General features: G+C 58.5%; 20 protein-coding genes. 8 read left to right on the forward strand and 12 right to left on the reverse strand.

The genetic code is table 11. From position 1 onward, the window contains the following. The first annotated feature begins 52 nt into the window (after positions 1-52). Both carA and AC2FFH_RS06455 read left to right on the forward strand, forming a co-directional pair. Positions 53-1,219 carry a glutamine-hydrolyzing carbamoyl-phosphate synthase small subunit gene (gene carA / locus AC2FFH_RS06450; protein WP_496776398.1) on the forward strand — a complete coding sequence of 389 codons (1,167 nt, stop codon included), beginning with the start codon at positions 53-55 and terminating at the stop codon, positions 1,217-1,219. Positions 1,220-1,299: 80 nt separating this feature from the next. Further along, a complete protein-coding gene (locus tag AC2FFH_RS06455; protein WP_496843998.1) occupies positions 1,300-3,168 on the forward strand; it encodes a glycosyltransferase in 1,869 nt (622 codons plus the stop codon). Positions 3,169-3,171: 3 nt separating this feature from the next. Here the strand turns inward: AC2FFH_RS06455 and AC2FFH_RS06460 are convergent, their stop codons facing one another. Continuing rightward, complete coding sequence (locus tag AC2FFH_RS06460; RefSeq protein WP_058273905.1) at positions 3,172-3,819, reverse strand: GntR family transcriptional regulator; 648 nt, start codon at positions 3,817-3,819, stop codon at positions 3,172-3,174. A 100-nt stretch (positions 3,820-3,919) separates the two neighbouring features. Here AC2FFH_RS06460 and AC2FFH_RS06465 point away from each other — a divergent pair, with 100 nt between their 5' ends. The 3 genes from AC2FFH_RS06465 (at position 3,920) to AC2FFH_RS06475 (ending at position 6,172) form a co-directional block, all read left to right on the forward strand. Continuing rightward, on the forward strand, positions 3,920-4,564 hold the full coding sequence (locus AC2FFH_RS06465; protein WP_496843999.1) for a pyrimidine 5'-nucleotidase: 645 nt from the start codon (positions 3,920-3,922) through the stop codon (positions 4,562-4,564). A gap of 86 nt (positions 4,565-4,650) precedes the next feature. Then, positions 4,651-4,899 (forward strand): hypothetical protein, encoded by a 249-nt coding sequence (locus AC2FFH_RS06470; protein ID WP_282168549.1) that lies wholly within the window; start codon positions 4,651-4,653, stop codon positions 4,897-4,899. A gap of 76 nt (positions 4,900-4,975) precedes the next feature. Continuing rightward, positions 4,976-6,172: a UbiH/UbiF family hydroxylase gene (locus tag AC2FFH_RS06475; protein WP_496776390.1), complete on the forward strand. Its 1,197-nt coding sequence runs from the start codon at positions 4,976-4,978 to the stop codon at positions 6,170-6,172. Positions 6,173-6,185: 13 nt separating this feature from the next. On the opposite strand, the gene AC2FFH_RS06480 is transcribed toward AC2FFH_RS06475, so the two are convergent. Next, positions 6,186-7,313 carry an aminotransferase class V-fold PLP-dependent enzyme gene (locus tag AC2FFH_RS06480; RefSeq protein WP_496776386.1) on the reverse strand — a complete coding sequence of 376 codons (1,128 nt, stop codon included), beginning with the start codon at positions 7,311-7,313 and terminating at the stop codon, positions 6,186-6,188. A 230-nt stretch (positions 7,314-7,543) separates the two neighbouring features. Between AC2FFH_RS06480 and hutC the strand changes: the two genes are divergently transcribed. Continuing rightward, complete coding sequence (hutC, locus tag AC2FFH_RS06485) at positions 7,544-8,245, forward strand: histidine utilization transcriptional repressor HutC (protein WP_496722205.1); 702 nt, start codon at positions 7,544-7,546, stop codon at positions 8,243-8,245. 6 nt (positions 8,246-8,251) lie between these two features. Here hutC and AC2FFH_RS06490 read toward each other — a convergent pair whose 3' ends face one another. Next, positions 8,252-8,710, reverse strand: a complete 459-nt coding sequence (locus tag AC2FFH_RS06490; protein WP_496844000.1) for an Lrp/AsnC family transcriptional regulator — start codon at positions 8,708-8,710, stop codon at positions 8,252-8,254. Then, a complete protein-coding gene (locus AC2FFH_RS06495) occupies positions 8,707-9,162 on the reverse strand; it encodes an Lrp/AsnC family transcriptional regulator (RefSeq protein WP_496766801.1) in 456 nt (151 codons plus the stop codon). The genes AC2FFH_RS06490 and AC2FFH_RS06495 overlap by 4 nt, the downstream gene beginning before the upstream one ends. Before the next feature lie 132 nt (positions 9,163-9,294). On the opposite strand from AC2FFH_RS06495, the gene ilvC reads away from it, so the two are divergent. Both ilvC and AC2FFH_RS06505 read left to right on the forward strand, forming a co-directional pair. After that, positions 9,295-10,317 carry a ketol-acid reductoisomerase gene (ilvC, locus tag AC2FFH_RS06500; protein WP_058273912.1) on the forward strand — a complete coding sequence of 341 codons (1,023 nt, stop codon included), beginning with the start codon at positions 9,295-9,297 and terminating at the stop codon, positions 10,315-10,317. Positions 10,318-10,390: 73 nt separating this feature from the next. Then, complete coding sequence (locus AC2FFH_RS06505; RefSeq protein WP_496766802.1) at positions 10,391-11,293, forward strand: DMT family transporter; 903 nt, start codon at positions 10,391-10,393, stop codon at positions 11,291-11,293. On the opposite strand, the gene glmM is transcribed toward AC2FFH_RS06505, so the two are convergent. The 8 genes from glmM to gltS all read right to left on the reverse strand — a co-directional run bounded on the left by glmM (position 11,290) and on the right by gltS (position 23,007). After that, positions 11,290-12,633: a phosphoglucosamine mutase gene (gene glmM / locus AC2FFH_RS06510; RefSeq protein WP_496766803.1), complete on the reverse strand. Its 1,344-nt coding sequence runs from the start codon at positions 12,631-12,633 to the stop codon at positions 11,290-11,292. The genes AC2FFH_RS06505 and glmM overlap by 4 nt on opposite strands. Positions 12,634-12,667: 34 nt before the next feature. Continuing rightward, on the reverse strand, positions 12,668-13,666 hold the full coding sequence (gene folP, locus AC2FFH_RS06515; RefSeq protein WP_496844001.1) for a dihydropteroate synthase: 999 nt from the start codon (positions 13,664-13,666) through the stop codon (positions 12,668-12,670). Further along, the gene (locus tag AC2FFH_RS06520; RefSeq protein WP_496844002.1) at positions 13,663-14,583 is read right to left on the reverse strand and encodes a dihydroneopterin aldolase; all 921 of its coding nucleotides are present in this window, start codon (positions 14,581-14,583) and stop codon (positions 13,663-13,665) included. The genes folP and AC2FFH_RS06520 overlap by 4 nt, the downstream gene beginning before the upstream one ends. 103 nt (positions 14,584-14,686) lie before the next feature. Then, positions 14,687-16,057 carry a multicopper oxidase family protein gene (locus AC2FFH_RS06525; protein WP_496844004.1) on the reverse strand — a complete coding sequence of 457 codons (1,371 nt, stop codon included), beginning with the start codon at positions 16,055-16,057 and terminating at the stop codon, positions 14,687-14,689. A gap of 73 nt (positions 16,058-16,130) precedes the next feature. Further along, on the reverse strand, positions 16,131-16,772 hold the full coding sequence (locus AC2FFH_RS06530) for a cell wall hydrolase (protein ID WP_496844005.1): 642 nt from the start codon (positions 16,770-16,772) through the stop codon (positions 16,131-16,133). A 186-nt stretch (positions 16,773-16,958) separates the two neighbouring features. Next, a complete protein-coding gene (locus AC2FFH_RS06535) occupies positions 16,959-19,520 on the reverse strand; it encodes a putative PEP-binding protein (RefSeq protein ID WP_496844006.1) in 2,562 nt (853 codons plus the stop codon). Positions 19,521-19,563: 43 nt separating this feature from the next. Further along, positions 19,564-21,783 (reverse strand): glycine--tRNA ligase subunit beta, encoded by a 2,220-nt coding sequence (glyS, locus tag AC2FFH_RS06540; RefSeq protein ID WP_496844007.1) that lies wholly within the window; start codon positions 21,781-21,783, stop codon positions 19,564-19,566. A gap of 9 nt (positions 21,784-21,792) precedes the next feature. Then, on the reverse strand, positions 21,793-23,007 hold the full coding sequence (gene gltS, locus AC2FFH_RS06545; RefSeq protein WP_496844050.1) for a sodium/glutamate symporter: 1,215 nt from the start codon (positions 23,005-23,007) through the stop codon (positions 21,793-21,795). Between the last annotated feature and the right edge of the window lie 3 nt (positions 23,008-23,010).

The raw sequence follows: 23,010 nt of genomic DNA on the forward strand, positions 1-23,010 counted from the left end.
GCGGACAACCCCCTTAGGTATGCGCCGGTTTACCTTGCAGGAGAGTCGCGCCATGGCCCAGAACGCCCCGTCCAAGCCCACCGCATGTCTGGCATTGGCCGACGGTACATTGTTCTACGGTATGGGCTTCGGTGCCACCGGCCAAACCGTGGCTGAACTGTGCTTTAACACCGCCATGACCGGATACCAGGAAATCATGACCGACCCCTCTTATGCGGGACAGATCGTGACCTTCACCTTCCCTCATATCGGCAATGTCGGCGTGAACCCCGAGGATGACGAGACTGGCGATCCGGTTGCCGCCGGAATGGTGGTCAAATGGGACCCGACCGAGCCATCGAACTGGCGCTCGGCCGAAGAACTGAAGGCCTGGCTGGCCCGCCGCGGCCGCATCGCCATCGGTGGCGTGGACACCCGCCGCCTGACCCGCGCCATCCGTCAGCAAGGCGCACCTCATGTCGCGTTGGCGCATGATCCCGACGGTAACTTTGATATCGAGGCATTGGTCGCCGCCGCGCGTGGCTTTGCCGGTCTGGAAGGCATGGATCTGGCCAAAGAGGTCACCTGCGCCCAAAGCTATCGCTGGGACGAAATGCGGTGGGCCTGGCCGGACGGGTATAAACGTCAGGAAGCTCCGGTGCATAAAGTAGTCGCCGTCGACTTTGGCGCAAAGCGCAATATCCTGCGCTGCCTCGCCTCGGCTGGTTGCGACGTCACGGTTTTGCCTGCAACGGCGACAGCTGCCGAGGTGCTGGCCCATAATCCCGATGGCGTGTTCCTGTCGAACGGCCCCGGAGACCCGGCAGCCACTGGTGAATACGCCGTGCCGATGATCAAAGAGGTTCTAGACGCCACCGATCTGCCCGTCTTTGGCATTTGTCTGGGCCACCAGATGCTGGCGCTGGCTTTGGGCGGCCATACCGTCAAGATGAACCACGGCCACCACGGGGCCAACCATCCGGTCAAAGACCTGGATACCGGCAAGGTCGAGATCACCTCGATGAACCATGGCTTCGCTGTGGATGGCCAGTCCCTGCCCGACGGAGTTGTGGAAACCCACCGCTCGTTGTTTGACGGGTCCAACTGCGGCATCCGCATGACCGATCGCCCTGTCTATTCAGTGCAGCACCACCCCGAAGCCTCACCCGGCCCACAGGACAGCTACTATCTGTTCGAACGCTTTGCCGAAGCTATGGCAGACAAGAAAGCACAGGCTTAACCACTCCATCGTTTAGTGTTAACGCGCTGTTAACCTTGATTGAGCCACCCTGACGCGGGTCACCGTGTCAGGGTTTTTTTATGGTTGAACATAGCCTGCAGCAATTCGCGCGCGCCGCGCCGATTTCTTTTGGGGCGCGGAAACCCCTTGGCGCCTGTTTACTCGAACGTGGATGCATCACCCCCGCGCAGCTCGAAAAGGCGCTGCACTTGCAATCCAGACAACAGGCCCCGCTGGGCGAGATCCTTGTCGGAGAGGGCTGGATCAGCCGTCAGGAAGTCATGGATGCTTTGTCCGAGCAGACCAATCTGCAAATTGCCGATCTGAAAAACACGCCCCCCTCCCCGACCTTATGTGACATCAAACCGGTCGAGTTCTGGCTGAAGCATAATGTGATCCCGTGGCAACGCATCGGCCCGATCCTGCTGATCGCGACCGCTGATCCGAACCGCTTTGCCGCGGTACGCGCCGCCCTGTCCCACACCGAACACACGATTGCCCCGGTACTTGCATCGGCCAGTCAGATTGATCACGCGATTGCCAGCTCATTTTCCGAAACTTTGGCAAAAGGCGCGGAAACCCGGGTCGGCAAGGATCAGAGCTGTCGATCGTGGACGCCGACAAAGCGCGCGGGTCCCATCGCTGTCCTTGCGGGACTTCTTTTCTTTTTTACAGCCTTTCCTCTGGTTGGTCTGACTGTTCTTTTGACCACAGCCACGGTTTCGCTGCTTATGTTCATGATTTTGCGCATGGCAGGCTTGGTCTCATATCTTATGAGATACCGCCTAGTGTGCCCAACGCCCGAACCTGTCCCGCTGCGATTACCACGCGTGTCGATGATGGTACCCCTTTACAAAGAACGAGAAATAGCAAGCGCCTTAATTAAGCGGCTACAACGCCTGACCTACCCAAAGGCGTTGTTGGATGTCATTCTGGTGCTGGAGGCCTCAGATGAGGTCACGCGCACCACATTGGGACGAGTGGATCTACCCAGCTGGATCAGAACTGTTGAAGTCCCAGAACTGAACGGACTGACGACAAAGCCCCGCGCGATGAACTACGCGCTGGATTTTTGCCGTGGCGACATTCTGGGTGTGTGGGATGCCGAGGACGCCCCGCAATCGGATCAGATCGAACGGGTGGTCCGGCATTTTGCGCGGGCTGACGAGGACGTCGTCTGCCTACAAGGTGTTCTGGATTATTACAACCCGCGCACAAATTGGCGGTCACGCTGTTTTACAATCGAATACAACAGCTGGTTTCGGATCATCCTGCAAGGCATTGCGAATCTGGGTCTGGTCGTCCCGCTTGGGGGCACAACATTCTTTTTCCGCAGGGACAAGCTGCTGGAGCTTGGCGGCTGGGATGCCCACAATGTAACGGAAGATGCCGATCTGGGCGTGCGCCTCAGCCGCGCGGGCTATCGAACCGAGATGGTTGATACCACCACCTATGAAGAGGCAAACTTTCGCGCCTGGCCGTGGGTCAAGCAGCGCTCGCGCTGGCTAAAGGGGTTCATGGTTACATATCTGGTGCACATGCGTGCGCCGCGGCGTCTGCTGGGCGACATCGGGCTCAAGCGATTTCTTGGCATTCAGGCGTTCTTTCTGGGGACTATCGGTCAGTTTCTACTGGCACCGGTCCTATGGTTGTTCTGGTTGGCGACACTGGGCTTGCCTGGCCCGTTCGATCCGCTTTTGTCTGATTGGGCCTTCTACGCACTCATCAGCCTGTTTCTGGTGGCCGAGATCACCAATCTGATCGTTGGAATGCTGGCCGTAGCAGCGCCTGAAAGACGATTCCTTATGCCGTGGGTTCCAACAATGCCGCTTTATTTTCCGCTAGGCGTGTTAGCCGCCTACAAAGCCCTGTGGGAACTGGCCAGCAACCCGTTCTTCTGGGACAAAACTCAGCATGGGCAGGCCCGCGAAGAAGTACAGCCGCACTGACGGTCACTTTTCGCGCAACACGGCATCCTGTTTCAGCCGGGTCATGAACGCCACCGAGATATGTTCTTTCAGCGCGCGCTCAGCCGCCTCTTCATCCCGTGCGGTGATCGCCTCGACAATGCCCTTATGCTCACTTTGCGCAATCTCGCCACGGCCCTGAACGGCAAGCGAGGTCGTAGCCATCAGAGCCATTGTGCGGTGCACAAGATTCAGCTGCTGCACCAGATACCGGTTGTGCGAAGCCAGATGGATCTGTTCATGAAACCGTCGGTTGGCCCGCGACAGTGCCGTTGGATCATTCACCAACGCATCGTCAGCGGCGACCATGTCCTGCAGCACTTTGATCTCTTCTTCGGTGGCGTGTTTCGCGGCCAGCTTTGCGGCCAATCCTTCCAACTCGCGCCGGACCACATAAAGTTCGGCCATTTGGTTGTGATCCAGCGAGGCCACGATCAGTGATCGTCCGTCACGCTCTAGCAGGGACTGCGTCTCGAGGCGCTGCAACGCTTCGCGGATCGGCGTGCGGGACACGCCAAACCGTTCCGCCAGCTCACTTTCGACCAATCGGTCGCCGGGCTTGTAAACGCCCACATCAATCGCTTCGAGAATAAGGCTATAGGCGTCTTTGTTGGGCTGACGGGATTGCGGCATGGGGTGTTTTTTCTCCTCGTTCGGACATGTCTATCCGTCTCAGGCCCGTGCAATCAAGTGTAGCATTGAAAACCTGTGCATGGCGGCCTAAACCCAACCCATGGTCAAACCTTCTTTTTCGCACGTCACCCAATGGGTGTTCGACCTCGACAACACGCTGTACCCGCCTCATATGCAACTATTCGACCAGATCGAGGTTCTGATGACGGATTACGTGGTGCAGGCCATTGGCGTCGACCGGGCCGAGGCGGATCGTCTGCGCTCGCACTATTGGCGGGAATACGGCACCACGCTGGCCGGCTTGATGGCCGAGCATGACCTGGACCCCGACCCATATCTATACGCCGTGCATCAGGTGGACATGAGCCACATGGACCCCGACGCTGAGTTGGCCGACCACATCAGGTCCCTTCCCGGCCGTCGTATCGTTTACACCAACGGCAGCGCGCCTTATGCCGAACGGGTGCTAAAAGCACGCGGCCTCAGCGGTTTGTTCGATGCGGTTTATGGCGTAGAACACGCGGGCTATCGTCCAAAACCTCAACAGGCCGCGTTCGAGGCGATCTTTGCACAGGATGGCATCGACGCCGCCAAGGCGGCTATGTTTGAAGATGATCCGCGCAATCTGACTGCTCCGCACGCGATGGGAATGCGCACTGTTCACGTCGCGCCCGAGCCGCATAAGGCTGAGCATATCCACCATCATACCGACGATTTGACCGCGTTTCTGGCCCGCCTGCGATAGGCTGTCACACTGCGACGATCTGCACATTCTGCAGGTGCATCATCGACCCTATATGCGCCTCAGCGACGAACAGAATCGGAGACCCCATGAGCGCGATCGAGATGCCCGGACGCCTGCCCATCTGGCAGCGCCTGTTGTTTGCAATCCCCCTGTTTGGCTGGCTAGCCAAGGATGCCGCTCATGCAAAGGGCGAAGAATGGGGTTATACAGCGGCCGCGATTTTCAGCATGTGGGGATGTTCTGCCCTGTTGTTTGGCTTGCCGGGCCTGTACATCCCGGCGGTGATGATGGTGCCGGTGATGTTCCTGATCCTCATCCTGATCTCGCGCGGCTGACACGCGAGACAGGATGTCACTTGGCACCGGCGGAGGAACCGAACTAGGGTCTGCCCAACACTCGGAGGCCAAGGTCATGAAAGACAGCTGTGACATCCTGATTTCCGGCGGAGGAATCGCCGGTCTGACCGCCGCGGCGGCCTTTGGAACCGCCGGGTTCGACGTTATTTGCGTGGACCCGACGCCCCCGATAACCGAGCGCGACGTGGACGGCTCTGATTTGCGAACCACCGCATTTCTTCAGCCCGCACACGGGCTGTTAGAGCAATGTGGGTTGTGGCAACGGCTGGACGCACACGCGGCCCCTTTGCAGATCATGCGGATTGTGGACGCAGGCGGAGATGTTCCTGAACCCCGCGTTGTGCGCGATTTCAACGCCGCTGATATCTCGGATCAACCGTTCGGCTGGAACCTGCCCAACTGGCTGCTGCGGCGCGAGATGGTGGCACGACTGGCCGTACTGCCCAATGTCGATTTCCGTGCCGGTACAGGCACCGTCAGCCTGTTCACCCGCACTGCCGAAGCGCGTGTCGGCCTGAGTGACGGCAGCCGCATTCGTTGCAAGCTGGTGGTCGCTGCTGACGGGCGCAACTCTCCCATGCGCGAGGCGGCTGGGATCAAGGTCCATACAACGCGCTATGGCCAGAAGGCATTGGCCTTTGCGGTCACACATCCGATTCCCCATGACAATGTCTCGACCGAGATCCATCGCTCGGGTGGGCCCTTCACCCTGGTCCCCCTGCCCGATTGGCAGGGGCAACCGTCTTCGGCGATTGTGTGGATGGAGCGCGGACCCCGCGCGGTTGAGTTGCTCAACACCGAGCCCGAAGCGTTTGAGGCGCTGATGACCGAACGGTCCTGTGGGTTGTTCGGACCGTTAAAACTGGCTTCGCGCCGGACCATCTGGCCGATCATCAGCCAGTCCGCAGAACGTCTGGCTGGCGAGCGAGTCGCACTAATGGCCGAAGCTGCCCATGTGGTGCCGCCAATTGGAGCCCAGGGATTGAACATGTCGCTGGGCGATCTGAGCAGTCTGCTGGAACTGGCGCAGGCCCGCCCCGAAGGTTTGGGCGACGCGCAGATGCTCGAGGCCTATCACAAAGCCCGCCATACCGAGATCGAGATGCGGGTCAAAGGAATTGATCTGTTAAACCGCGCCTCGATGATCGAGGCGCGACCGTTAAGGGACGTGAGGGCAATGGGGTTGAATGCGCTCTATTCCCTGCCGGCTGTTCGCAAGACCTTGATGGAAATGGGCCTCGGCGTACGCTAAGGCCCGAACGGTTTCACAGAACCTGATCCAGCACGCGCTTGAGCCGCCCGATGGTGCCGTCAACGTCATACAATTTGTCCAAACCAAACAGACCGAGGCGGAAGGTGCTGAATCCTTCGGGCTCATCACATTGCAGCGGCACACCTGCTGCGATCTGCATGCCCAAAGCCGCAAATTTCTTACCATTCTGAACATCTGGATCTGAGGTATAACTGACCACAACGCCCGGCGCGCCAAATCCGTCCGCCGCAACAGAGATAATACCGTATCCCTTCAAGAGCTCCCGCACTCCATTTCCCAGATTCCATTGAGCATTTCGAAGAGTTTCCCAACCGCTTCGCTCGGTCTCGACCATCGTATCGCGGAACGCCTTCAACGCATCCGTGGGCATGGTCGCGTGATACGCGTGCCCGCCATTTTCATAGGCTTGCATTATCTGCCGCCATTTCTTCAGATCAACGGCAAAGCTGTCAGACGTCGTCTCCTCCAACCGCGCTTCGGCACGCTCAGAAAACATGACAAGGCCCGCGCAGGGCGATGCGCTCCAGCCTTTCTGGGGGGCCGAGATCAGAACGTCCACACCGGTGGCCTTCATGTCGACCCAAGCACAACCCGAGGCGATGCAGTCCAGCACCATTAACGCCCCAACCTCATGCGCCGCCGCGGCCATGGCAGTCACGTAATCGTCGGGCAGAATTACACCGGCCGAGGTCTCTACATGTGGGGCAAAAACAACGTCCGGACGCTGTTCACGGATTGTTGAAACAACCTCGTCAATCGGTGCGGGGGCAAAGGGCGACGGGCTGGAATTGCCGGTTTCACGAGCCTTAAGAACCGTCGCCGACGCCGTCAGATCACCGGATTCGATGATCTGGCTCCAGCGGTAGGAAAACCACCCGTTCCGAACGACAAGTACATTGGCATTGCGTGCAAATTGCCGGGCGACGGCCTCCATCCCATAGGTGCCACCACCAGGGATAATCGCCACACCATCCGCATTATACACATCCTTCAGCAACCCCGAGATGTCCCGCATCACCTGTTGAAACTGCACTGACATGTGGTTCAGAGACCGATCCGTAAACACGACCGAGAACTCTTCGAGCCCAGAGGGATCGACGGTGTCCAATAGCGCTGGCATGGTTTGTCCTTTCAAATTGTCGTCAGCGGCCTCGCGACCCGGGTTAGTTTGCCGAGACCCGTACTGAACCCGAATATCTGGCCTAAGGGAACCAAAAACAAAACACTCAAATGATATTTTGTTGGTCGAATCTGGCAAGAAATGACGCCAATTAGTGTCAGTCGCCCTTTACACTCTGACGTGTTTCTGACCAGATGCACTCACTTTGCAGAAGAAAGGTATTTCGACAGGTGAATGCGCATAAGCGGATCAGTTTTCAAGTTGTACGGGACGAAGTCAAACGGCGGATCGAAAGCCGCATTTGGCCGCAGGGATCGCTTCTGCCAACCGAAACACAGCTTGCCGAGGAATTCAATTGCGCACGCGCGACAGTGAACCGTGCCCTGCGCGAGCTTTCTGATCAGGGCTTTGTCGAGCGCAAACGCAAAAGCGGGACCCGGGTCAAAAAGGAACCCAGCAAGCACGCCAAGCTAGAATTTTCGTTGGCTCGTCAAACGGTTGAAAGCCAAAATGCAACCTATCGGTACTCGCTGGTTGAACGCAACGTGGTCGCAAGCCCCGGTTGGCTGGCTTCACAGATCGGTGTTTCCGCGGACATTCGCGTCCTGCAAGTCATCTGCATGCATTATGCCGACAACCGTCCCTTCCAGTTGGAAGAACGCTGGATCAACATAGATGCGGTACCCGAAATCGAACATGCTGATCTGAGCACCCAGGGCCCCCATGAATGGCTATTGAACGCCTCTCCGTTTACCGAGGCTGAAGTCTCCTTTTGCGCGATCTCCGCGGACGGACGATTGGCGGAATTCATGGGAACTACCCCCGGAACGTCGATGATCCAGCTAGAGCGCACGACCTGGAAGAACGGAAATCCGATGGCATTTGCCCGGATGACACACCATCCCGGATATTGCATCCGCACGCGGTACTGAACGGGCTTATCCGATCGGTCCCGGCAAACGTTCCTCACTTAGCAGGACGTTGGCTTCGACATCTCCTGCGCCGGGCAAGGTCATTATCCGACGGCGCAGGACACGCTCAAAATCCGACAGGTCGCGGGCAACAACCCGCAGGCGATAATCGTACAGACCCAGCACATGCTCAACTGTCTGAACTTCGGGAATTGCACTAACCGCGCGCTCAAAATCCTCCAAACTGATCTGTCCCTTGCGTGCCAGTTTTACGCCTAGGAACACGGTCACGCCGAATCCCAACGCCTCGGCATTCAAGCGCAGCCGGCGACCTTTGATAATGCCCGAGGTTTCCAGCCGTCGAATTCGCCGCCATGTCGCGGGTTGTGACAATCCCAGCTTACGTCCCAACGCCCCCGCGCTTAGCGAAGCATCCTGCGCCAGCGCGCGCAGTATCTTTCGGTCAAGTTCATCCAGATCGATCATACCGGCAGCACCTCTTCGCTTTTGACCCGCGCGATGTGCATCAAGGCCTCAATATCCGCGATATGCGGCAGGGTCAGAATGCGGTCGCGGTAGAGTTGTTGGTAATGTGCCATGTCCCTGGCAATCACCGACAGACGCACATCTACCCGGCCCAGAAAGGTCTGCAATTCGATCACCTCAGGCACCTGCCGGGCGGCCGAAGTGAATTCGTCAAACGCGCGCGATTGGGTCTTGTCCAGCGTGACCCGCAGCGAAACCTCGACCGCGTACCCAAGTGCCGCCCAGTCGATCACGGCCTCTTGCCCTTGGATGATGCCTGCGGCCTGCATCTTTTCGACCCGGCGCCAGCAGACCCCTTGGCTGATACGGCAACGCTCGGCGAGTTCCGCGGCTGACAGACTGGGGTCGGCCTGAAAATGGCGCAGAATTCGACGGTCTATGTCATCAAGCATGATTTTTTCGTATTTTTGGTATCACACGAATTATTCTTCATCTTTTTCGCAAATACTCAAGTGCAACCCTATCGCCAATACAACATCCGGCAGGTAAAACCCTCGGCAATCTAACCAGAAAGGACCGGCGACATGCGCGTCTATTACGATCGCGATTGCGACATCAACCTGATCAAAGACAAAAAAGTAGCAATCCTGGGCTACGGCAGCCAAGGCCACGCCCACGCACTTAACCTGCGCGACTCGGGTGCGAAGAACCTTGTCGTCGCTCTGCGCGAAGGCTCGGCATCCGCCAAAAAAGCTGAAGCCGAAGGCCTGGAAGTCATGGGCATCGCCGAAGCGGCGGCCTGGTGCGACGTCATCATGTTCACCATGCCCGACGAACTGCAGGCCGAGACCTACAAGAAATACGTGCATGACAACATCAAGCCCGGCTCCGCCATTGCCTTTGCCCATGGCCTGAACGTCCACTTTGGCCTGATTGAGCCGAAAGAAGGCATCGACGTCATCATGATGGCCCCCAAAGGCCCCGGCCACACCGTACGCGGCGAATACGTCAAAGGCGGCGGCGTGCCTTGCCTGGTAGCTGTTGACAGCGACGCGACCGGAAAGGCTCTGGAAATCGGCCTGTCCTATTGCTCGGCCATCGGTGGCGGCCGCTCGGGCATCATCGAAACCAACTTCCGCGAAGAGTGCGAAACCGACCTGTTCGGTGAGCAGGCCGTTCTGTGCGGCGGTATCGTCGAACTGATCCGTTGTGGTTTCGAAACTCTGGTTGAGGCAGGTTATGCGCCCGAAATGGCCTATTTCGAATGTCTGCACGAGACCAAGCTGATCGTTGACCTGATCTATGAAGGCGGTATCGCGAACATGGATTATTCGATCTCGAACACTGCCGAGTACGGCCAGTACGTCACCGGCCCGCGCATTCTGCCTTATGAGCAGACCAAGAAAGCGATGAAAGAGACGTTGTCCGACATCCAAACCGGAAAGTTCGTCCGTGACTTCATGCTGGAAAACGCCGTCGGTCAGCCGACCATCAAAGCGGCCCGTCGCCACAATGATGAGCATCAGATCGAACAAGTTGGTAAGAAACTGCGCGACATGATGCCGTGGATCTCTGCTGGCAAGCTGGTCGATCAGGAAAAGAACTGATCCTGCCAAGCGAATGCGAAGGGGCGGCCCATAAGGCCGCCCTTTTTTGTCCTTACCCCAAGCCGAGACGCAGATGGTTCAGCACCCCACATCCCGCGATTGGAGCGGCGTTATCACCCTTGGCCTGATCTGGGGCGGTACGTTCATGGTCGTCACCATGGCGCTGGAAGGGTATGGACCTATCACAGTCGCCACCGCGCGGACGACGCTTGGCGCAGTAATGTTGCTGGGGCTGATGGCCGCTACAAACCGCAAGCTACCCTCGGGGTCGACCGCCTTGTGGGCTTCGGTCATCGTGATCGGTATCTTGTCCTCGGCCCTGCCCTTTGTTCTGCTAAGCTGGGGGCAGCAATACGTACCGTCCGCCTTCGCGGGTCTGTCCATGGCCGCAATCCCTCTGATGGTACTGCCGCTGGCGCATTTCTTTTCGGACGAGCCCCTGAACCTGAGAAAATTGGTGGGCGTGATCCTTGGATTCTGCGGTGCGTTGGTGCTGATCGGCCCCGGCTTGGCGCAACTCGGCCACGGGTCGGAACCTTTGGCGCAACTGGCCTGCATCGGGGCCGCCTTGTGTTATTCTCTGGCGTCGATCTTCACCCGTCAATGTCCGCCCATTGATCCGGTGGTTCTGGCCGCCCTGACCCTGCTGGTCGGCGCAGTAATCCTTTTGCCGATCATGTTCGTGACCGAAGGCGTCCCCACGTGGGAAGGTACCCGCCCAAGCATTGCCATCATCGTTTTGGGGTTGGTCCCTACGGCATTTGCAACACTGCTGCGCGTATCCGTCATTCGCAGCGCAGGATCGGTCTTTATGACGCTGGTGAATTACCAGGTCCCGATTTGGTCCATGGTGTTCGGCGCATGGGTTCTGTCCGAAGCGTTGCCGCTGCGCTTTTTCGTGGCGCTGGCCATGATCCTGACCGGGCTGGCCATCAGCCAGTGGTTCAGCCTGCGAAAGATGTTGACTGGGCGCTAGCCTGTGACGGCCTCGACTTCGGCAACGATGCCGTCGACAACCTGGGTCAGCAGCGCATCATCTTCACATTCCGCCATGACGCGGATCAGAGGTTCCGTACCTGATTTGCGGATCAGCAACCGTCCCTGCCCGTTCAGCCGCGCCTCGGCGTCAGAAATTGCAGCCTGCACACTGGCGGCCTCAAGCGGGGCTTGTCCTTCGCCATAGCGCACGTTCTTCAGCATTTGCGGTACGGTTTCGAACTGCACCGCCAATTCCGATGCTTTTTGACCCGTATGAACCATCTCCGCCAGGAAATGGAGGCCTGCCATAAGGCCGTCGCCTGTGGTCGCATAGTCGCTCATGACGATGTGGCCCGATTGTTCGCCACCCAGGTTGAACCCGCCTTCGCGCATACGTTCAACGACATAGCGATCCCCGACGCCGGTGCGTTCCAGACGCAAGCCATGGCTTTCTAGATGACGTTCCAGGCCAAGGTTCGACATAACCGTTGCAACCAGCGCGCCGCCTTTCAGACGGTCTGCTTCGGCCCAGCTGGTCGCCAAAAGCGCCATCAACTGATCCCCATCCGCGACTTGGCCATTCTCGTCGATCATAACGACGCGATCGGCATCACCGTCCAGACAAATCCCGATATCTGCGCCATGGGCCACCACGGTTTCGGCAGCCAGCTGCGGTTTGGTCGAACCACAGTTGAGGTTGATATTCTTACCATTCGGCGTGATGCCGACCGGGATCACCTCGGCACCCAATTCCCACAAAACCTCGGGCGCCGTGCGGTGAGCGGCCCCATTGGCGCAATCGACTACAACTTTTAGCCCGTCCAAACGCAAGTCACGCGACAGCGAAGATTTGACGCGTTCACCATATCGGAACCGCGCATCATCCACCCGTCTGGCACGGCCGATATTCCGTGCCTGCGCAGGTTTGACACCTTCTTCGATCAGCTTTTCAATCTCGAGCTCCGCCTGATCAGACAGCTTGTATCCGTCAGGACCAAAGAACTTGATTCCGTTGTCCTCGGCCGGGTTATGGCTGGCCGAGATCATCACCCCAAGATCCGCGCGCATCGACCGTGTCATCAGACCAACAGCGGGCGTCGGCACCGGTCCAAGCAGCAACACGTTCATCCCGGTCGAAGTCAATCCGGCCGTCAGGGCGTTTTCCACCATATAGCCGGACAGGCGCGTATCCTTACCGATCACAACACGGTGGACGTCGGATTGATCGCGGCGGAAGTAACGGCCAGCGGCGGCCCCGATGCGCAATGCCATTTCAGCCGTGATTGGATGGGTATTGGCTGTACCCCGCACCCCATCGGTTCCGAACAGCTTGCGCATAATGTCACTCCGTCATTTCTTGCCTGCCTCCGCCTTACCGGACGGCGGCCCAAAGGCGCAAGGCCTGAGCGGTTTCTGCAACATCGTGCACGCGCAGAATTTGAACGCCTTGTGACAATCCAGCCAGCCCGACGGCGATTGATCCCGGCGCGCGGGCGCCCTTGCGCGGCTCTTTGCCAATCTGCCCAATAATACCTTTTCGGGACACACCCAGCAGGATCGGGCAACCTAGACCATGAAACAGGCTGATCCCTTGCAGTAAGGCCAGGTTATGTGCCTCGGTCTTGCCAAACCCTATGCCTGGATCAACGATAATCTGATCCCGGTCCAACCCGAGTTTTTCGAGACGATCCACCTGCCCTTCAAGGAAATCGTAGACATCCAGCAGAACGTCGTCATAGGTCGGATTGTCTTGCATTGTGCCCGGATCGCCCTGCATGTGCATCACACAGACCGGAGCGCCAACTTGTGCGCAAAACGGCGCAAGCTGTGGGTCAAAGGTAAATCCTGTTACATCGTTGATCAGCCCTGCTCCGGCCTTCCACGCTGCTTTGGCGACGGCGGATTTGCGCGTATCGATGGATATCAGCGCATCAGTGCGGGATTTGATCGCTTCGATCAGGGGGCGGGTTCGCGCGATCTCTTCATCTTCGGGCACGAAAGTTGCTCCGGGTCGGGTCGATTCGCCGCCGATATCCAGAATGGTTGCGTCTTGTGACACCATTTGCTCAGCCGCAGATTGGGCCGCGCTGACCGAATTGTGCACGCCGCCATCTGAGAAGCTATCTGGGGTCGCATTCAGAATGCCCATAATGTGCGGACGATCCATGGCAAGGCCGGCGACATCGACACGCGGACGCGTCAGACGGTCCAGCACGTCGCCCGGCACATCCTCCACAGCAATGACCCTTGGGGACTCTTGACGGCTTAACCGTTCGACATTGGTAAACCACAGCGGCTGGCCCGCAATTGAGACAGCCCCCGAAGGACGGTTCAGACCATTCTGAACCAGAGGTCGAAAATAAGCGGTCACAGTTGTGCCTGATCCACCGAGATCGCACGCAACGGGGTTTCAGGAGCGTCGGGCAGCGCGCCGCCGATCACCATCATCTCACTCGCCTCAAAAGTGGCAGCAAACCATGCCGCCAGCGCCACCGCATCCGAAGGTGCCGCCGATTGGCCGTCAACAGCATCCAGCACGATTTTTGAGGGTGCCCAGACGCAAATCTGACCATTTTTCATGGCCCAATCCAGCTCAGTCCGCGTTGAAACGACAACACAGCGGTGATCGCGGGCAGCCAAAACCCAGGCGTTCTGTTCAATCGCCAACAGATCAATTCGGCGTTGGGTCATCGCGTGGCCAGTCTGTGAAACAGGCATATCCGCCGCGCCGACACATAGGATCAACGGGCGTTCACGATTTTCCAGCTGATCGATCCATCCGGTCAGATTGGGCGATGCGATAGCCTCGTTCGACAGAAAGGCCAGTCGGGGATGCGGGCGCTCTTCCTCGACGACGTCGTGATGAGCCTTGTCTTTTCCGCGCACAATCTCGACACCCAAAGCCCCAGGACCGCGATCAAGTTTTTCTATTCTGACGAAGGCTCTTACGGCCTGTGGCTCAAGTAGAATTCGTTCTGCAACTCGGTCCGCCAGAGTTTCCAGTAAGTTGAGCCGTTCCGCCGCAAGCTCATACGCGATCGCCTCAGTCACCCGGTCGTAGGACAGGATGCGATCCACGTCATCGTCGATGGGATCACTCAAGGGGCGAACTTCCACTACTATGTTAAAACAAATACGCTGGGTCGTTCCACGCTCGGCCTGAAACGCGCCGATTTCAACCTCGACGATATGGTCGCGCAGAGAAATTCGATCCAACGGCCCCCGGGCAGCGGTCGCTTCGGACCGCTCGGACGGGTGCGCAAAGGCAAGACGGATTTCAGAGCTCATACAGGCGGACCTTTTCGGGCTTTGTGGACGTGTTTGCCCAAAATAGACGATGCGCGCGCGTATAGCACCGCAACATGCGTCTTTCCAGCCATCGAATGCGGCGTCAGCTGACGCGGAACCAGCTCATCATGCCCGAGGCGGCGTGTCCCAGCATATGACAATGCAGCAGCCAGTCGCCTGGGTTATCTGTGACCAGAGCGATTTGACGGGTCTGGCCCCGGTCCACCAGTACAGTGTCGCGCCAAGGCCCCAAACTGCCATCCGGCAGGATGAGCCGGAAGTGGTGTCCATGCAGGTGCATGGCATGAGGGAAAGCGGTTTCGTTCACAAATTCGATCCGGTGCACCTGACCCAGACGCGCATCCAGAAACGGATCCTTGGGTCGTTCCGCGTATCCGTTCAAAGCCCAGAACCTGCCCAGTTGAGCCAGCTCACGGCCTGTCAGGTCCTGATCGCCAAGCTTGGCCCCTTCCAGCCATCGCATCGCGCCGCCCTGCAGGGACATGCGATGCAGCGGTGCCTGATCATACTGAAATTCAGGCATATTGTTCGCAGGCAATGGTTCAATACCCTGCCTTTGCGATATGGTGGCCTCGGAAACTTGAAAGCGTACCAAGCCATAGCCGCCGTCCCGCTCGATACTGGCGAGACCCGCGACTTCCCCGGACGCGGACGTTACATCCACGACAAGGTCCGCCCGTTGTGCGGGCGCAAGTGGGAAGCTGTTCTCTACAGGCAATGGAACTGCTAGCGGCATCCCATCCAAAGCCACAATCCAACCTGCAAGCCCGTCCAACGCCAAATCAAATATCCGAGCGTTCGATGCGTTGATCAGGCGTAATCGCAATCGTTCCCCCGATCCAACAGGGTATGCCGGATCGAAACCGCCATTGACGGACACCAGATTACCCAGCCGCCCCGCATGGCTAAGATCGTGCCCATTGTCAAAATCGTCCACGATATGCGCTGTTTCCGGGTCCAGCCGCCAATCGTCTAGCATCAGCGTCAGATCCTGATCAATATCCGGCGGGCTAGATTCTTCAACGATCAGGGGTCCATAGAGACCTCGGGCAACCTGTTCGGTAGACCGGTTATGCGAGTGATACCAATAGGTTCCTGCATCTGGCGCAACAAAGTCATAGTCGAAGGATTGGCCCATCTCGACCGCGTCCTGCGTCAACCCGGGCACGCCATCCATTGCGTTGTCGATCCGAATTCCGTGCCAATGCACTGCCGTCGGTTGAGACAGGTTGTTTATCAGCTTGCGACTGACGCGCCCGCCCTGAGGCAATCGGATGTCGACTCCGGGAACGCGGCCGCCATAGGTCCAAACCGGCGTAGCTGGATATCCGTCAGGCGCAATCTGTTGCACCGCTTCTTGCGCGACCAGATCAGAGCTGACCGCATGTGCTACCTTTGGCAGCAGAGCAAGCGCGGTCGAAGTTTGCAGAAACCGTCTGCGGGATAACATCATGGCGGACCTCCTGGCCCGCTACATAAGGCAGAAAACGCCCCGCGCAATCAAGGTTCCAGCGCGGGTGCGTCAATCAGTTGCTCGCGGTCCGATAGTTGTGGCGGTAGAAAATGTGAACGCCGATCCGGGCCGTTTCTTTGTAGACGCGCGACCATGACGGGCGAACCGCTTTGGTGTGGTAGTGGGTCGCCCCTTCGGTCAGCCCGACGCCAACGCCGTCGATTGCCGCGCGGGCAACCTTGGACACACGCTCATAGGCTCTTTTCTCGCGGATAACTTCTTTCTGACCATCGCAGGTGTAGGTGAACTGGCATTGGTACTTCTTACCGGTTCCCTGCTTGATCACCCCGCACAGCGAACTTGGAAAGCGGCTACTTTTGACCCGATTCAGGATCACCTCGGCCACGGCGAACTGACCGCGCACGCTTTCGCCGCGCGCTTCAAAGTAAAGCGCCTCAGCCAGACATTTGAAGTTCTCGTCACCAGTGGCAGTCGGCAGTTGATCCAGCCAATCCTTGGAATAGGACACTTGTTGCAGCACGGGTTCTTTACGTGGCTTAAACAGGCCCAAGTAATCACGGAACTTTTGCCCGGGCAATTCGCTTCGGGTTACAAGTTCGCGTTTGGCAGATTCGGTGGCTTCCCTCTCGGCGACGGAAACACTCGGCAGCACGGTTGCTGCCAATGTGGCAACAGCCAATATGTATCGTAGCATCAGATAACCTCGCACAGGCACAATTAGCGCCGTACCCTCCCCCGGCGGGCGCGATGAGGCTCATACCGAATTCAAACGGCGACGTCCAGTTCTGACGAAAAAGCAAGTGGAAAATCGCCGTTTCGTCAACAATATTTGACGACGGCGCTTTCTGTTACCTACTAATTCTAGAGTGCCGCCCTTCTGTCAACCCCCAAGTCTGGACGAAATCGCCAGTTGAGCGGCAGCCAGCCGAGCGACGGGCACCCGGAAGGGCGAACAGGACACATAGTCAAAGCCCAATTCCCGGCAAATGGCGATTGATTCGGGGTTACCGCCATGTTCGCCACAAACTGACAATGTGACTTCCGGTTGTGCTTGCCTGCCGCGTTCAGCCCCCAGTTTAAGCAATTCGCCAACTCCGTCTGCGTCCAACACATGAAACGGGTCTTCGACAAAGACACCCTGCTGGACATAAGCCGACATGAACCGGCCAGCATCATCACGGGACAGGCCATAGGTCATCTGCGTCAGGTCGTTTGTTCCGAAACTTAAAAACGCGGTTTGCGGCGCGATCTCGGCTGCCCGCAAACAGGCCCGAGGGGTTTCGACCATCACGCCCAGCCGGTATTCAAATTCCTGCCCTCGTTCAGCGGCGACGGCTGCTGCCACAGAATCGATGCGCGCCTTGACCAGCTCGACCTCGCGCTTGGCGGATACCAGCGGGATCATAACCTCGGGCACCACCGGTGCCCCGTCTTTGCTGGCTTCAAGCGTCGCCTCGAAAATCGCACGCGCCTGCATGTCGTATATTTCGGGAACCGTCACGCCCAGACGAACTCCGCGCAGGCCCAGCATCGGATTGTATTCGGTCATGGCGTCGACCCTGCGTTCGACATCTGAGACCGGCAGGTCCAGCGCTTCGGCAAGTTCGCGTTGGCCGGTGCGCGTGGTCGGAAGAAACTCGTGCAACGGTGGATCGAATAGACGGATACAGACAGGCTGGCCTTCCATGATCCGGAATAGCTGCGCGAAATCATCGCGTTGCATCGGCAGCAAGCGTTCCAAGACCGCTTCGCGACCGGATGAGGTCTGCGCAAAGATCATTTCGCGCATCACGATCAGGCGGCCGGGGTCAAAGAACATGTGCTCGGTCCGGCACAACCCGATCCCTTGTGCCATGAAGTTCCGCGCGGTTTGCGCGTCTGCAGGTGTGTCCGCATTGGCGCGGATGGCAATATCCCGCTCTGCGTCCGCCCAGCCCATCAGGGTCTGGAAACAGTCATCCAGCGCAGCCTCCAGCATGGTCGGTTGCCCAGCCAACACCTGACCCGAGCTACCGTCGATGGTCAATGTGTCGCCTGTATTGAATACCCGCCCGTCGGGAGCCATCAGCTGTTTTTTCTTTGTCTGAAACCGCATCTCGGACGCGCCGACGATGCACGGCAGGCCCAAACCCCGGCCAATCACGGCCGCGTGGCTGGTCATGCCGCCCTTTTCCGTCAGGACCGCCACGGCGGCATGCATGCCCCGTACATCTTCCGGAGAGGTCTCGCGCCGAACCAGAATGCACGGTTCCCCACGCGCAGCGCTTGCCTGCGCCTCGGCCGAGGTGAACACGATCTTGCCGGTCGCAGCACCCGGACTGGCGGCAATTCCGGTGGTCAGGATGTCCCGTTCCGCATCAGGGTGAACCTGTCGGTGCAACAGCTCGTTCAGGGAATGCGGATCCACCCGCATCACCGCCTCTTGCGGCGGGATGATCCCGTCTTCCGCAAGCCGCACGGCGATGCGCATCGCGGCCCGGGCACTGCGTTGCACCCGTACACCGTCCAAAATGTGAACGTGGCCGTTTTCGATCACGAACTCGACCTGCATTTCCTCGCGCAGCTTGACCCGCATCAGCGCTGCATGCGTCTTGAGGTCCGCAAAAGCCTCGGGCGCGACATCTTCCAAAGACACTCCGCGCGGGTCCTTTTCGAGGTACAGCGCCGCGACGCCTTCCCCTAGCGCATCCCGTCCCTGACTTTGGCTCAGATACCGACCGGTGATCTGAGGCAATCCAGTGGTCGGATCAATCAGTTGCAGCACACCCGATCCGCACTCGCCCTGCCCGACGCCGGGGATCATCTCTTGGATCACCAAACCCAGACCCGCGTCCGCCGGCGCACCCTTGGCCTGACGCAACAATCGGGCCGAGGTGCCCTCCCATGCCCGGGCCATCGAACGCAGCACGGCAATCAGCTGCTCTCCGCGATCCTGTGGAAAGGCTTCGTCCGTCTCGTCCTCGTAAGCCCGCAGAGATTCCTGCAGACCTTCACGGCCATCTGCATCGATCTCGTCAAACACATCGGGGTCCAGCCGCGCAACATGAACGGCATAGCTTTGGACAAAGCGCAGATACAGCGCTGCGGCGGCCTCGACCCCCATCGAATCCGACAGGTCGACATAGCGCGCGTCATTCATGCCGATGTTCAGGATGGCACCCGGGCCGCCCCAATCGGGATCTTCGGAACTGGGCCGGACACACAGCAGCGCAGTCTGATCAAACTGCTCAAGAACAGCAGCTAAATCCGGCACCTGTCCGTCTGATATCTGATGCACCGCATCAAACGACAACGCGACCGTTCGTGGAACCGGCAGTTCCAGACGAACCAGACGTTGCAAACATTTCGCGCGCCCGCCATGCGTGTTGGCGGCAACGGGCGCTTCGGACGTGATAAGCGTAGTATGCGGATTATTCTGCACTGCGGCACCTTTTGGTTTCACCGCAGCATAAGCCCCTGCACCAATGGCGCAAGGGCGTTCTGGATCAGCCGTCGATGCGGCTCAGATCGGCAACACTGGAACAGACCTGACGGATCTGGCTTAGCAGGTTCAGACGGTTACGGCGCAGGATGTCGTTGTCGGTATTGACCTGAACATCCTCAAAGAACGCATCCACCGGGCCGCGCAGATCGGCCATGGCCGACATGGCGGCGGGGAAATCCTCGGCCTTCAGCGCCGGGTCTATCTTGGCCTGTGCAGCTTCCAACGCGCCGAACAGAGCTTTTTCACTGTCGGTCTCTGCAAACTTGATATCCGCACCATAGGAGTACTCGACCCCGTCCTTCTCCTCGGCCTGGGTCAGAATATTGTTGGCGCGCTTGAACCCCTGCACGAGGTTCTCGCCATCCTCTGTCGCGATCACGGCATTCAGCGCGCGGGCGCGTTTGACCAGCAGGTTGAGGTCGTCATTTCCCTCCATCGCGATACATGCGTCGATGATGTCGTGGCGGATGCCCTCGTCCCGGAGGAAGGTTTTGAGGCGGTCATGGAAGAAGGAGAGGAGATCGTCGGACGCGTCCGGGACTTTCTTCTCCAACCCCAGAAATTCAGCGGTCGGCTTGTCGCCGAGATTGTCTTTGACCGCTTTGAAGGCTGCACCGAAGACGCCGTGATCCGCGATTTCTTCCAGCAGGTCCTCGACATCTGATTTCGGCAACGCGTCATTGATGGCACCCTCTGCCCGAACCAACTGGCTATCAAAGAACCGATCCAATCTTAGACGCAAATCGTTTTCGAGTATCAATCGCGTCACGCCCAACGCCGCGCGGCGTAGGGCAAACGGGTCTTTCGATCCCGTGGGCTTTTCCTCAATCGCCCAGAACCCGGTCAGCGTGTCCAACTTGTCGGCCAGCGCCACAGTTACTGACAACGGCGCGGTGGGCACATCATCCGACGGCCCCAACGGCGAGTAATGTTCCTGCGCCACGGCGGCCACGGCGGCGTCCTCGCCGGCGGCTTCGACGTAATAACGACCCATAAGCCCTTGAAGTTCCGGGAATTCATAGACCATCTCGGAGCTCAAATCGGCCTTGGCCAGACGAGCGGCTTTCTCGGCCTGATCGGCATCCGCGCCCGTCACCGGGGCCAATTCGCGGGCAAGCGCCGCGATGCGGTCGATCCGCTCGACTTGAGTTCCCAGCTTGTTGTGGAAGGTCACATTCTCCAGCGCGCGGGTCCATTGGGCGATGTCCGATTTGGCAACGCGCAGATCGTTCTCCCAAAAGAACTTGGCATCCGCCAGACGAGCCGACAGCACCTTTTGGTTCCCTGCCAGAATGGTCGTGCCATTATCAGTGGTTTCACGGTTCGCAACAGTGATGAAGCGTTCAATCCGGCCCGTCTTGGGGTTTTTCACGGAAAAGAACTTCTGATGCTCTTTCATCGAGGTCTGCAGAACCTCGGGAGGCAGTTCCAGAAACTCATCATCGATCTGCCCCATCAGGACAACTGGCCATTCGACCAGACCTGCGACCTCTGCCAGCAGGCCCTTGTCGTCAACGACCTCAAGCCCCGCCGCAAAGGCAAGGTTCTGGGCGTCGTTCCAGATGTGCTCTGCGCGTTCCGCAGGCGACAGCACCACAAACGCGCGCTTCAGTTTTGCGGCGTAATCCTCAAAGGACGAGACCGCAAAGCGACCCGGCGCCATGAAACGGTGACCTTCGGTGGTGTCGCCGGACTTGATGCCGTCGATCTCCATTGGCACAACCTGCGCGCCGGTCTCGTCGGTCAGAATGCACAGGATCGAGTGCAGCGGGCGCACCCAGCGCAGACCGCCACTGCCCCAGCGCATCGATTTCGGCCAGGGGAAATTGCGGATTGTCGCCTCAAGCACTTCGGCCACGATCTCGGCCGCAGGACGGCCGGGCTTTTCGATGGTGGCGAAATAGACCGAGCCTTTTGGAGTTTCACGCTCTTCCAACTGATCGCGTGTCAGGCCTGCGCCCCGCAGGAAACCTTCGATGGCTTTGTCCGGCGCGCCAACTTTCGGACCCTTGCGTTCTTCGCGGATCATCGGGCTTTCCGCCAGCAACCCTTCAATCGCCAGTGTCAGACGGCGCGGCGTCGTCAGAGAGGCAGCAGAGGCATAGGTCAAACCGGCCTCGACCAAACCATCGGTGATCCGCTTTTTCAGGTCATCGCCGGCACGGGTTTGCATGCGCGCGGGGATTTCCTCGGAAAACAATTCGATCAGCAGGTCGGGCATTTTCTGTCCTTAGAAATTGACGATCGTCTGAATGACGATGGCATTAGCGATATCCACAAAGAATGCGGATACAAGGGGCAGCACGATAAAGGCAATAGGCGAAGGACCATATCGCTTGGTAACGGCGGTCATATTTGCGATTGCGGTCGGGGTCGCGCCCAGGGCGAAGCCCCCGAAACCGGCGGCCAGTACAGCGGCGCGATAGTTTGAGCCCATGACGGGAAATAGAACCCAAATCACGAAGGCGATGGCAAACAGTGTCTGGGCGGACATGATGACCACGATTGCCAGACCCAGTTCCGCGATGGTCCACAACTGCAGGCTCATCAACGACATCGCCAAAAACGCACCCAGCGAGAATTCCGAGATCAGCGCCAGTGAGGGTGTACGTTCAATCGGTGGACGGTTGGGGAAAAACGTTGCACGCAGATTTGCGATAACGATGCCCATGATCAGACAGGGCACAAACAGGGGCAGCTTCAGACCAGCGGCGGTGATCACCTCTCCCAAGAAATACCCCGCGATAATCGCCAGATTGAGAAACAACAAGACCCGCATGATTGTGACATGGTCGATCTTTACCGCCGTTTCGTCGGGATCCATCGGCAGGCCAACAGTGTGGTCCTCATCCGGGCGCGCGGGGCTGAGGTTGCGACCCTCAACCAAAAGCCTTGCGATCGGTCCGCCAATCAAAGCGGCCAGAACCAGCCCGAGAGTAGCAACGGCAACCCCCAACTCGGTCGCGCCGTCCAGACCGGTGGCTTCGGCCACCTCGGGTGCCCAGGCGATTGCGGTTCCGTGGCCGCCGATCAGGGATGCCGAACCGAACAGAACACCGGCCTGCGCCGGATAGCCGAACATAGACGCCCCAATTGCCCCGATCCCGTTTTGTGCAACAATCGTCGCCAAGGTCAAGATCAGTAGTAAAAACAGAGGCTTGCCGCCTGAAACTAGGTCAGAGAGCCGCGCATTCAATCCGATGCCCGCAAAGAACACCACCAACAGAAAATCCCGTGTGGCAAGATCAAAGGACAGCTCAAGATCGAAGGCCAGATACAACAACAGCACAACCAGTGAGGCCAGCAAGCCACCCGTGACAGGTTCGGGAATGTTAAACTGCCGTAATCCGGCTACGCGCGCATTGATTTCGACCCCCAAAAGATACACCGCAAACCCCAATGTAGCGGTCAGGAAATCAGGTATCTGCAGGGTCTCGGCGGTCATCAT

Source organism: Ruegeria sp. YTSC003 (assembly GCF_059609785.1).